This window comes from uncultured Photobacterium sp. (assembly GCF_947039875.1).
Classification (GTDB): domain Bacteria; phylum Pseudomonadota; class Gammaproteobacteria; order Enterobacterales; family Vibrionaceae; genus Photobacterium.
The window spans coordinates 1-11,186 of the sequence record NZ_CAMRAN010000074.1 but is presented as its reverse complement, the minus strand read 5'-3'; the positions used below and the strand labels follow the sequence as shown (position 1 = coordinate 11,186).

The 11,186-nt window shown below is 40.3% G+C and carries 13 protein-coding genes; 11 read left to right on the top strand and 2 right to left on the bottom strand.

The window, feature by feature from the left end; genetic code table 11:
• From rho to fre, 4 genes are all read left to right on the top strand, one after another.
• A partial coding sequence (gene rho / locus Q0V26_RS17215) for a transcription termination factor Rho (protein WP_297486124.1) occupies positions 1-1,010 on the top strand: 1,010 nt, incomplete at its 5' end.
• A gap of 236 nt (positions 1,011-1,246) precedes the next feature.
• Positions 1,247-3,112 carry a 4-hydroxy-3-polyprenylbenzoate decarboxylase gene (gene ubiD / locus Q0V26_RS17210; RefSeq protein WP_297486122.1) on the top strand — a complete coding sequence of 622 codons (1,866 nt, stop codon included), beginning with the start codon at positions 1,247-1,249 and terminating at the stop codon, positions 3,110-3,112.
• 87 nt (positions 3,113-3,199) lie between these two features.
• Complete coding sequence (locus Q0V26_RS17205) at positions 3,200-3,463, top strand: 2Fe-2S iron-sulfur cluster-binding protein (RefSeq protein WP_297486118.1); 264 nt, start codon at positions 3,200-3,202, stop codon at positions 3,461-3,463.
• 9 nt (positions 3,464-3,472) lie between these two features.
• Positions 3,473-4,183: an NAD(P)H-flavin reductase gene (fre, locus tag Q0V26_RS17200; protein ID WP_297486115.1), complete on the top strand. Its 711-nt coding sequence runs from the start codon at positions 3,473-3,475 to the stop codon at positions 4,181-4,183.
• Between the two features lie 47 nt (positions 4,184-4,230).
• Here the strand turns inward: fre and Q0V26_RS17195 are convergent, their stop codons facing one another.
• Together Q0V26_RS17195 and Q0V26_RS17190 are read right to left on the bottom strand one after the other, a co-directional pair.
• A complete protein-coding gene (locus Q0V26_RS17195) occupies positions 4,231-5,118 on the bottom strand; it encodes a carboxylate/amino acid/amine transporter (RefSeq protein WP_297486113.1) in 888 nt (295 codons plus the stop codon).
• 136 nt (positions 5,119-5,254) lie between these two features.
• A complete protein-coding gene (locus tag Q0V26_RS17190) occupies positions 5,255-5,677 on the bottom strand; it encodes a universal stress protein (protein ID WP_297486110.1) in 423 nt (140 codons plus the stop codon).
• 254 nt (positions 5,678-5,931) lie between these two features.
• On the opposite strand from Q0V26_RS17190, the gene ftnA reads away from it, so the two are divergent.
• The 7 genes from ftnA (at position 5,932) to Q0V26_RS17155 (ending at position 11,034) form a co-directional block, all read left to right on the top strand.
• On the top strand, positions 5,932-6,462 hold the full coding sequence (gene ftnA / locus Q0V26_RS17185) for a non-heme ferritin (protein ID WP_297486107.1): 531 nt from the start codon (positions 5,932-5,934) through the stop codon (positions 6,460-6,462).
• A gap of 71 nt (positions 6,463-6,533) precedes the next feature.
• Positions 6,534-6,872, top strand: coding sequence for a universal stress protein UspB (gene uspB, locus Q0V26_RS17180; protein WP_199190817.1), 339 nt, complete (start codon positions 6,534-6,536; stop codon positions 6,870-6,872).
• A 145-nt stretch (positions 6,873-7,017) separates the two neighbouring features.
• Entirely contained in the window at positions 7,018-8,127 is a 1,110-nt protein-coding gene (locus Q0V26_RS17175) for a mechanosensitive ion channel family protein (RefSeq protein WP_297486102.1), read from the top strand.
• 146 nt (positions 8,128-8,273) lie between these two features.
• Entirely contained in the window at positions 8,274-9,461 is a 1,188-nt protein-coding gene (locus tag Q0V26_RS17170) for an NAD(P)/FAD-dependent oxidoreductase (protein WP_297486099.1), read from the top strand.
• A gap of 381 nt (positions 9,462-9,842) precedes the next feature.
• A complete protein-coding gene (locus tag Q0V26_RS17165; RefSeq protein ID WP_005372118.1) occupies positions 9,843-10,046 on the top strand; it encodes a cold-shock protein in 204 nt (67 codons plus the stop codon).
• Between the two features lie 349 nt (positions 10,047-10,395).
• Positions 10,396-10,605, top strand: coding sequence for a hypothetical protein (locus Q0V26_RS17160; RefSeq protein WP_080159263.1), 210 nt, complete (start codon positions 10,396-10,398; stop codon positions 10,603-10,605).
• A gap of 213 nt (positions 10,606-10,818) precedes the next feature.
• On the top strand, positions 10,819-11,034 hold the full coding sequence (locus Q0V26_RS17155) for a cold-shock protein (RefSeq protein WP_297486090.1): 216 nt from the start codon (positions 10,819-10,821) through the stop codon (positions 11,032-11,034).
• Positions 11,035-11,186: the final 152 nt, after the last annotated feature.

Sequence of the window (11,186 nt, the reverse complement as noted above, 5' to 3'; positions counted from 1 at the left end):
TTCGTCGTTTTAACCTTCGTACTGGCGACACCATTGCCGGAAAGATTCGTCCACCAAAAGACGGTGAACGTTACTTCGCACTACTAAAAGTAAACGAAGTAAACTACGACAAACCAGACAACGCTCGCAATAAAATCCTTTTTGAAAACCTTACTCCACTTCATGCCAACGATCGTATGCGTATGGAACGTGGTAATGGCTCAACAGAAGATATTACAGCGCGTGTTCTAGATTTAGCTTCTCCTATCGGTAAAGGCCAACGTGGTCTGATTGTTGCTCCGCCAAAAGCGGGTAAAACAATGTTACTGCAAAATATCGCTCAAAGTATTTCTTACAACCACCCTGAGTGTGTGTTGATGGTATTACTAATTGATGAGCGTCCGGAAGAAGTAACTGAGATGCAACGTCTTGTTAAAGGCGAAGTTATTGCATCAACATTTGATGAACCAGCATCTCGTCACGTACAAGTGGCAGAAATGGTTATCGAAAAAGCAAAACGCTTAGTTGAGCATAAGAAAGATGTGGTTATCCTTCTTGACTCAATTACGCGTCTAGCACGTGCTTACAACACCGTTATACCTTCTTCAGGTAAAGTATTAACTGGTGGTGTAGATGCCAACGCCCTTCACCGTCCTAAGCGTTTCTTTGGTGCGGCACGTAATGTTGAAGAAGGCGGTAGCTTAACTATTATCGCAACAGCGCTAGTCGATACTGGTTCTAAGATGGATGAAGTTATCTACGAAGAATTTAAAGGTACAGGTAACATGGAACTTCACCTTTCTCGCAAGATTGCTGAGAAGCGTGTTTTCCCTGCGATTGATATCAATCGTTCAGGTACCCGTCGTGAAGAACTATTGGCGAAAGCTGATGAACTACAGAAAATGTGGATCCTGCGTAAAATTGTTCACCCAATGAGTGAAACAGATAGTATGGAATTCTTGATCGACAAACTATCAATGACCAAAACAAATGAAGAGTTCTTTGACGCAATGCGCCGTCAAAAATCATAAGTAATTTAAGCGGTTATTGAATTAAAAACGTCACTTTCATGTGGCGTTTTTTTTGGCTAAAATTCAAACCATAAGGTTAGCTTGTTTTGATTAACCCACAGAATTTAAACGGGTATTTTCTTTTTGGGAGCGGCGGGTGTTTTCCGCTGCACAACTGGTTATACTAGCAAAAATCATTCTCATTAGGTCAATGGCAGTAATGTCCATTTGACTTAGTTTAGCTACAGGTAGTCGCTATGAAATACAAGGATCTACGTGACTTTATTGCCTATTTAGAGCAACAAGGGCAATTACAACGCATTCAACATCCTGTCGATCCAAATCAGGAAATGACGGAGATTTGCGATCGTACTCTGCGTGCTGGTGGTCCGGCATTGTTGTTTGAAAATCCTGTAGGTTACGACATGCCGGTACTGGCAAACTTGTTTGGTACGCCTGAACGCGTTGCAATGGGAATGGGGCGTGACAATGTTAAGCAATTACGCGAAGTTGGAGAATGGCTGGCGTATTTAAAAGAGCCTGAGCCTCCACATGGCTTGCGGGATGCAATCAATAAAATTCCGGTATTTAAGCAAGTGCTTAATATGCCGACCAAAGTACTTCGTAAAGCGCCTTGCCAACAAATTATTTGGCAAGGTGACGAGGTTGATCTCGATAAAATCCCTGTCATGAGTTGCTGGGCTGGTGATGTTGCACCGTTACTGACATGGGGTTTAACCATTACTCGTGGCCCGAATAAAAAACGCCAAAATTTAGGCATTTATCGCCAACAAAAAATAGCCAAAAATAAAGTGATTATGCGCTGGCTCGCTCACCGTGGTGGCGCGTTAGATATGCGTGAATGGTGTGAAGCCCATCCGGGGGAGAAATTTCCAGTAACGGTTGCTTTTGGGGCTGATCCCGCCACGGTATTAGGGGCTGTAACGCCTGTGCCTGATACGTTATCTGAATACGCCTTTGCAGGTTTGTTGCGAGGTAGCCGTACTGAAGTAGTTAAAAGCATCAGTAATGACTTACAAGTACCAGCCAGTGCTGAAATTGTGATGGAAGGCTATATTGACCCTGAAGAATATGCTGATGAAGGGCCTTATGGCGATCATACCGGTTATTACAATGAGGTTGAACGCCACCATGTGTTCACTATTACTCATATTACGATGCGTAACGATCCGATTTATCACAGCACCTATACTGGTCGTCCACCGGATGAACCTGCGGTGCTTGGGGTGGCATTAAACGAAGTCTTCGTGCCTATTTTGCATAAACAATTTCCGGAGATTGTTGATTTCTATTTGCCGCCAGAAGGATGTTCTTATCGCATGGCGGTGGTGACAATGAAGAAGCAATACCCTGGCCATGCTAAACGAGTGATGATGGGGGTATGGTCATTTTTACGCCAGTTTATGTACACTAAATTTGTAATTGTGTGTGATGATGATGTCAATGCGCGCGATTGGCAGAGTGTAATCAATGCGATGACCATGCGTATGGATCCGGTTCGAGATACATTACTGATTGATAATACGCCAATTGATTCATTGGATTTTGCGTCGCCAGTGGTGGGCTTAGGCTCAAAAATGGGGATTGATGCCACCATTAAATGGCCTGCAGAGTTAGCGAATACCGCAGCAACATCGGTCGGATTAAAGTCTGCTGAGTATGATGTTGAGGCTGGATTACTCGCCTTACGTCAGCAATTTCCTGCGATCATCGATTGTTATTTACCGCCACAAGCGGCTGATCACAGCATGGCAATCGTGAGTATTAATAAAACCGTTGTGGGTGAAGGTCTACAAGTTATGAGCGCAGTCTCGGCCTTTTTGAATCAATTCACCGATGCCAAATTTGTGATTATCTGTGATGGTGATGTCAATGTGCGCGATTGGAATGATGTTATTTGGGCGGTTACAACGCGGATGGATCCAAGTCGTGATACGGTATTAACTGCTGCGACCACAGAGCGTTGTTCAAAGATCGGTTTTGATGCGACCAATAAAATTGGCGCTGAAACCCAACGAGAATGGGGTACTCCGATTATTAAGGATCCTCAAATTGTGGCACAAGTCGATGCAATGTGGGCGCAATTAGCGATCAATAACTAACCGCTAACAATGGGCTTGAGTAACAATCAGGCGCCTGATGTTTTTATGTTTCAATGATAATACCTGTCATTGAATTGAGAATTTTTTATGTACCAAGTACGCCTGTTGCCCAATAACATTACGTTTACTGCCGATGCGCAGCAAACCGTATTACAAGCAGCGCTCAACGCAGGCATCGCTTTTCCTAATCGCTGCCAAGTAGGTGCTTGTGCAATGTGTATGTGCCGTAAACAACATGGTGAGATAAGCTATAAGATAGCGCCGATGTTGACGCCACAAGAGCAAGCACAAGGTTGGATTTTTGCTTGCCAAGCGAGAGTGGAAAGCGACTTGGTGTTATCGTTAGACTAGAGGAAAACCATGTCTATCCAATGTGAAGTAAAGTCAGTAGAACCGTTGGCATGTAATACATACCGTATTTTATTAACGCCATTACAAGCCCTCGATTTTAAAGCCGGGCAATACTTATTAGCCGTGATGGGCGAGCAAGATAAACGCCCATTCTCGATTGCTAGCAGCCCTTGTCGTCAAGACGAACTTGAGCTTCATATTGGTGCTGCGGAACATAATGCGTATGCGTTAGAAGTGGTTGAAACCATGAAGAATGCATTAATAGCTCACCAACCTGTGACGATTGAAGCGGCGCATGGCGAAGCTTGGCTACGTCATGAAAGTCAACGTCCATTGCTAATGATTGCTGGTGGAACGGGGTTCTCTTATATTCGAAGCATGGTTGACAACTGTATTAGCCGTGGTCTAACTCGGCCACTCTTTGTTTATTGGGGAGGGCGTGATGTGTGTCAGTTGTATGCCAATGATGAAATGCAAGCACTGGCAAAGCAATACGCCAATATTAGCTATGTACCCGTGGTAGAAACAGCACCTGAAGATTGGCAGGGTAAAGTTGGTAATGTACTGGATGCGGTTGCTGACGATTTTATTAGTTTATCTGCCTATGATATTTATGTGTGTGGCCGCTTTGAGATGGCAGGTGCCGCGCGTGAGCGTTTTTGTACTGAAAAAGGTGCATTGCGTGAGCATATGTTTGCCGATGCGTTTGCATTTATTTAACGCATCAATAGCATGAGAAAGGCGCGATAGTCGCGCCTTTTTTGTGACTATTTTTTGATGGATAATTCTCTTTGGGTCGCAACCTTTTGTTTAACCCATGTTTCGTTAAACCATAATGATAATAAAATAATCCCGCCACCAATAATTAATCGTGAGTAATCCACATCGTGGTTCCAGATCACAATATTAACGATTAGCCCAGCGGGGACTAAGGCGTTATTCATGATCGCTAACGCGCCAGCATTGACCATTGTCGCGCCTTTGTTCCAAATGAAATATCCTAGTCCAGAAGCAATCACACCGAGGTAGGTTAAAATTCCCCACTGTAATGATGTTGTGGGTAATTTGGCACTATTACCAAACAATAAATACATTGGTACCGCGACACATACCGCGCCTAAATAAAACCAGCCAAACACGGCATGTTGTGGTATATCCGTTTGTTCTTGTTCAATAATGCGTTTATAGCCAACTTGGCCAATCGCAAAGCACAGGTTTGCGCCTTGAACAATGAAAAAGCCAATAATGAAGTGTTGGTTAATTCCCTCAAATTTAATCACCGCCGCCCCAATCACTGCTATCACTGCACTCAGTAAATACCACGGTGAAAATTGTTTATGTAATGCGTCATAAATCAGAGTGACATAAATGGGCGTGAAAATTGTAAATAGTAGTACTTCTGGGACGGTTAAATACAAGAACGACTGGTAATAAAAACAATACATTAACCCAAGTTGAAACGCACCGACGACCATTAATTTGATGGCAAGCTTCGGGTGTAGATGTTTAGTACGTAAAAAGGGTAAAAAAACGAGTGCAGCGAGACAAACGCGGGTTAAAACTGAGAACCAAGCATCAACTTGACCAGCAAGATAAACGCCAATTAAGCTAAACGAAAATGCCCATAATAGGGTTATTAATGATAAGTATTTCATTGTTGCAACTGGGTGTATTGAGAGGGGATAACAGCAGTGTAACTAAATTGTGCGATGAAGAATATGATAATGACAGTATGCTATCGTGACGACGAGTAGCAGTCGTTATGGCAACGACTGCTATATTTATGATGAGTTATTTTAGTGGTACGATCAATAAATCAACCGGAGTGCGGCTAATAAGTTGACGAGTCGATGATAAAATTTTACTCCAAAAATCTTGATGATGACCACAAATGACTAAATCAACGTTAAGATCTTTGATAGTGCTACAAATTTCTTCACTTAAATCACCGCTACCTACTAAGGTGTGAGCAACAGGGTAACCCGCATTATTAGCAAGCTCATGTAATCTATTTTGAGCATCGCTTTCAGCACGTTCGTGCATTTCTGCTAAGTTAATATCAATTAAGCCAGTGTAGAGATCAGCATAGTCAACATCGATGTGAACCAGTGATAGTTTAGCATTCAATGATTGTGCTAATTTAGCTGCTTTATTGACGAGATAGGCGCTATCTTCAGAAAGATCGATAGCAGCGATAATATGTTTATAAACCATCGCTTACATTCCATGACTATATAATGATGATTTATGTTAGCACTGGTATACACTTAAAAATATCGATTAGATCGCATCTATAGGTTACGAAATGGTTAATTATTTTTCGTAATCATTGAGTTATTTTTATTGTTATTTTAGTAGCTTATACTAATAGACGTTTTCTTTCTAAGGATGTTTTGTTCATTTGTTGCATTCTTAACAATGCACAGTGGCAATGTCTTGATTACACTTAAACAAACAGGAGTAGTGCTATGTTAGCCAAGGCAATGGTTGAAAACCTTAACGAGCAAATTAATTTAGAGTTTTTTTCTTCAAATTTATACCTGCAGATGAGCGCATGGTGTGAAGATAAAGGTTTTGAAGGTGCTGCAGCGTTTTTACGTGTGCATGCTGCTGAAGAGATGCAACATATGCAACGCTTGTTTACTTATGTAAGTGAAACGGGGGCATTACCTATTTTAGGTACCATTGATGCGCCAAAACATCAATTTGCTTCTCTTGGTAATGTGTTTCGTGAAACATATGAACACGAGCAACTGATTACTAAAAAAATTAATGAATTAGCGCATGTTGCATTTTCTACTCAAGATTATTCAACCTTTAATTTTTTACAATGGTATGTGTCAGAGCAACACGAAGAAGAAAAACTATTTAAAGGCATTTTAGATAAAATTGAATTAGTTGGTGAAGATGGTAAAGCGCTATTCTTTATTGATAAAGATTTAGCCGCGATGGCTAAAGGCGAATCAGCACCAACATCAGTCATGGACTCACAAGCTTAAAGTGGTTCAAGGGGTGTGATAATACTGCCCCTTTTATCCCTATAAGCGCGTGATATTTAGAGGGGATAACTATGATCAGTGGTGATGCGCTTTTGGTTGCGATTTTTTTGGTGGCAACCGTTAACACTTGTCGATATATCAGTACATTACGTTCTTTATTGGTGGTGATGCGAGACTGCGATCCGTTGTTATATCAGCAAGTTGACGGGCGTGGTTTCTTTTCGTCACAAGGTAATGTCAGTAAACAAATTCGCTTATTTCATTACATTCGTAGCCAACAGTATAAAAAACATCACGATCCGCTATTTATGGCTAAATGCATGAAAGTTCGTAAATTATTCGTATTGGCGAGTACTTTTATGATCACTTTCTTCGTGGCTATTTTTGCGGTGGCTTTTCTCGGACTTTAAATATAGCTCTCTTTTTAGGTGTCACTTCCCTAGTGACACTCTCTTTGCGATACCCTTCTTCAGTGTTATATCATGTGCTTGGTATAGCTAAAATTTATTAATACCACTTCATTTATTACTTTTTACTATCGGAAACAACGTCGCTATGGATCAATTTGTAAGCTGGTGGTCATCACTTGAAAAGGGTGCCTCTGTTAATTGGATGTATAACATCGGCTTGTTGCTGCTGTTGAGTACACTACTGTGGGGCGGATGGTTATTACTTTCACGCCGACTAGCAACGATAGCGAACAAAACTCATTTTATTTGGGATGATGCGTTAATTGATGCCGTTCGAGCCCCTGTTTCGTTGTGTATTTGGGTGTGGCCTGGGTTGATGTCATTAGGAATAATGGTTGATAACATCACCTCTTATTCAAGTGGCTTCTTGGCTTTATTGCGTCACTTATTATTGGTCGGGGTCTTTATTTGGATTGTGATGCGGTTGATCACCAATATTGAACAAACCATTTTAGACAATCGTCCGCATCGAGATGCCACTACCGTCACCGCTATTTCAAAAATATTACGCTTAATTGTAATGGTATTGAGTAGCTTAATTGTGATGCAAAACTTCGGTTTAAGTTTGTCTGGTTTGCTGACCTTTGGTGGTGTCGGTGGTTTAGTGGTCGGTATGGCGGCCAAAGATTTATTGGCTAACTTCTTTGGTGGCATGATGATTTATTTTGATCGTCCCTTTAAAGTGGGTGATTGGATTCGCAGTCCTGATCGCCAGATTGAAGGAACGATTGAGCGAATAGGGTTTCGTATGACGGTGATTCGCACTTTTGATAAACGGCCGTTGTATGTCCCTAATTCAGTTTTTAGCTCAGTAGTAGTAGAAAACGCCTCACGAATGCAGAATCGTCGTATTAAACAAAGTGTTGGTTTACGTTATTGCGATGCGGCGGTTGTGGGGTTGGTGGTTGATGATATAAAAAAAATGCTCCAAAACCATGCCGATATTGAGACGCGCCAAACCTTGATTGTGAGTTTTGACACTTACGGACCATCGTCACTGAATATTTTGGTATACACCTTTACTAAAACCGTTGATTGGGTCAAATACAAAGCGGTTCAGCAAGATGTGATGCTTAAAATCGTTGAGATTGTTCATGATCATGGGGCTGATTTTGCGTTCCCAACCACGACCTTAGATATGCCAACCGCTGCGGTGACGGCATTAACGTCGATAGATTGCCATCAACAAGCTTGATTTTAATCGAATAAATCGTTGTGGTGGGATAGCAGTTGGTATTGAGTTAAGAGGCAGGTAAAATAGCTGTAACAATAGAAAAAGGATGCTAACTGTTAGCATCCTTTTTGCGTTTATTTAGTGACATTGAAGGCTGATTGAAATCCATGGCGAACAAATATGATGTAGTAATTATTGGTGCGGGTGCTGCCGGTTTAATGTGTGCAGCTACGGCAGGCAAGCGCGGACGCTCAGTGCTTGTACTGGATCACGGTAAAAAACCTGGTCGTAAAATTTTAATTTCAGGTGGTGGTCGCTGTAATTTTACCAATAATGATGTTGCTGCTAATAATTATGTTTGCCGTAATCCCCATTTTGTTAAATCAGCATTGTCACAATACAGCCAATGGGACTTTATTGGGTTAGTTTGTCAGCATGAAATTGATTATGAAGAGCGTGATCATGGGCAATTATTTTGCTTAGATTCCGCAAAAGACATTGTCAAAATGTTGGTGGCTGAATGTGATATGCCTAATATCAGTTTACGTTATCAAACTGACATCAGTGCTATTACCCAATTAGAGACTGGGTTTAGTTTGAATGTTAACGGTGAAACGATCAGCTGTGAATCGCTGGTGGTGGCGACAGGGGGCTTGTCGATGCCTAAATTAGGTGCGACCCCATTTGGCTATCAAATTGCAGCACAGTTTGGTTTAAAAATGGTGCCAACCACTGCAGGATTAGTGCCATTTACACTGCATAAGCAAGATAAAGACGCTTTTGAAGAGCTATCGGGTATCGCAGTGCCTGCAGTGATTACGACCGAAGACGGAACTAGCTTTAAAGAGAATTTACTGTTTACTCACCGTGGCTTATCTGGTCCTGTGGTGTTACAAATATCTTCGTATTGGTTGCCAGGACAAAAGGTAAGTATTGATTTATTACCAACGCTTAATCTGGCTGAAACGTTACTTGAATTACGAGATCAGCATCCAAATCAAAGTATAAAAAACACTTTATCTCGTCTGTTGCCTAAGCGTTTAATTGAAGTATTGATCACTCGTGGCGACATTACAGATAAACCGCTAAAGCAGCTTGATCATAAAGAGTTTGAGCAGTTAGCCACCTATTTTCATCACTGGAATATTGCACCTAATGGCACCGAAGGCTATCGCACTGCTGAAGTGACCCTTGGTGGCGTTGATACAGATGAATTATCATCAAAAACCATGGAATCGAAGCAAATTAAAGGGCTGTTTTTTGCTGGTGAAGTGATGGATGTCAGTGGTTGGTTGGGGGGATATAACTTCCAATGGGCGTGGAGTTCAGGTTATGTAGCGGGTCAAAATGCATAATATTTGAGCGAAGATTTGAGTATTTTCGTTCTGAAAAGATTCAAATTTTATCCAAAGTGGTGTTTTTTTATTGATATTACTTGGTGGTGAGTAAATATTTACCAAGTAATATCATGTTGTTAGGGGGTATTTTGATGATTATCAAAAAATAAATCTTTACAATAATTGCGAACCACATAATAATGGCGGTGCTCTGTTGTTCAGAGTTATTAATGAAAACATCAAGTAAAAGAAAAACCCTCAGAATATCTTCGTTAGTGTTGCATTCCTTAGTGTTTCCCTTAGCTTCATCGTCACATTCAATAATTCAAGCTTTCAGCGCATCGTGATTTATTCGCGTTTAATTTTTTATGAATTTTAATCAAAATTAAGGGACACATTATGTCTACTGGTATCGTTAAGTGGTTCAACGAAGAGAAAGGTTTCGGTTTCATTACTCAGGACAATGGCGGTGCTGACGTATTCGTTCACTTCCGTGCAATCGCTTCTGAAGGTTTCAAAACTCTTGCTGAAGGCCAAAAAGTGTCTTTTGAAGTAGAGCAAGGCCAAAAAGGTCTTCAAGCTGCAAACGTTGTAGCTTTATAATATTTTAAGTCGACGCAGATGGTCACAGTACCGTTTGCGTCACTTTTAATAACACCCATTTTAACTTAAAAATTATTTATACAATATCATCGAAATATAAAACACTTCCAACATCTGCTTCTGTATTTGTCGTTACGTTCATATTTACTTCGTTACTTTATTATAAATAAAAATTTAAATACTTAATTAGCATAGATAATGTTAGATGCCTTTTATCATCTGAATATTTTGCTGCTAGTAAAAAAACTAAGGATACTTATGTCTCGTTCATTAGGCCGTAAGCGATTTTGGTTCCAACAGAATCGTCAAGAAAACCCTGTAAATACAAATGAAAATCAAGAGGTTAATAATGATAGTAAACTTTAATTTAGTAAAAAACCAACGCACTTGGAGTGCCAATATCCATCAGTTAAACAGTGATGTATTAAAGCGTCATGTTCTTATTAACGGTAATGTTGATAATCTTGATATATCATTTAGTTACTGTGAAAAAACAGCGGCAGGTAACATTACAAATAGTAGCAATAAAGTAATTGGTAATTTCTATATTTCTTATTAATACCTTAGGGGATTTAATTAAGAAATGATTTTAATTAAATGTCTTATTCTCGCCAAATGACATTATTTAATAACAATATAAGTATAGTACACCTTCATAATAATTCGGTATGGTTATGAGTATAAGGTTAGTGCATTGATTTATATGAATATTATCATTTCAAACTATTGCTTGGTGCGATAGTTTAATCAGATTCAAATTAAGGGACATTCAATGTCATTATCAAAAACAATCGGTACGGTTAAGTGGTTTAACGAAGAGAAAGGTTTTGGTTTTTTAACTCAAGACAATGGCGGTGCTGACGTATTCGTTCACTTTCGTGCTATCGCTTCTGAAGGCTTTAAAACATTAGCTGAAGGTCAGAAAGTATCATTTGACGTTGAGCAAGGCCAGAAAGGTCTACAAGCAGCGAACGTTATCACGTTATAATCTGACACGTTATACCTAATAAAATGCTGACTAAGGTCGGCATTTTTTATATCTATGCATTGTTATTCGGAACCTTTCCTCTAAGAATATCCTGCACATCCTGCACATCCTGCACATCCTGCACATCCTGCACATCCTGCACATCCTGCACA

Excerpts from the sequence above, each read along its gene's own strand:
- Q0V26_RS17190 (WP_297486110.1), bottom strand. The coding sequence starts at position 5,677 with ATGGTTTATAAACATATTATCGCTGCTATCGATCTTTCTGAAGATAGC.
- Q0V26_RS17155 (WP_297486090.1), top strand. The coding sequence starts at position 10,819 with ATGTCATTATCAAAAACAATCGGTACGGTTAAGTGGTTTAACGAAGAG.
- Q0V26_RS17175 (WP_297486102.1), top strand. The coding sequence starts at position 7,018 with ATGGATCAATTTGTAAGCTGGTGGTCATCACTTGAAAAGGGTGCCTCT.
- ubiD (WP_297486122.1), top strand. The coding sequence starts at position 1,247 with ATGAAATACAAGGATCTACGTGACTTTATTGCCTATTTAGAGCAACAA.
- Q0V26_RS17165 (WP_005372118.1), top strand. The coding sequence starts at position 9,843 with ATGTCTACTGGTATCGTTAAGTGGTTCAACGAAGAGAAAGGTTTCGGT.
- fre (WP_297486115.1), top strand. The coding sequence starts at position 3,473 with ATGTCTATCCAATGTGAAGTAAAGTCAGTAGAACCGTTGGCATGTAAT.
- Q0V26_RS17170 (WP_297486099.1), top strand. The coding sequence starts at position 8,274 with ATGGCGAACAAATATGATGTAGTAATTATTGGTGCGGGTGCTGCCGGT.
- Q0V26_RS17195 (WP_297486113.1), bottom strand. The coding sequence starts at position 5,118 with ATGAAATACTTATCATTAATAACCCTATTATGGGCATTTTCGTTTAGC.
- ftnA (WP_297486107.1), top strand. The coding sequence starts at position 5,932 with ATGTTAGCCAAGGCAATGGTTGAAAACCTTAACGAGCAAATTAATTTA.
- uspB (WP_199190817.1), top strand. The coding sequence starts at position 6,534 with ATGATCAGTGGTGATGCGCTTTTGGTTGCGATTTTTTTGGTGGCAACC.
- Q0V26_RS17160 (WP_080159263.1), top strand. The coding sequence starts at position 10,396 with ATGATAGTAAACTTTAATTTAGTAAAAAACCAACGCACTTGGAGTGCC.
- Q0V26_RS17205 (WP_297486118.1), top strand. The coding sequence starts at position 3,200 with ATGTACCAAGTACGCCTGTTGCCCAATAACATTACGTTTACTGCCGAT.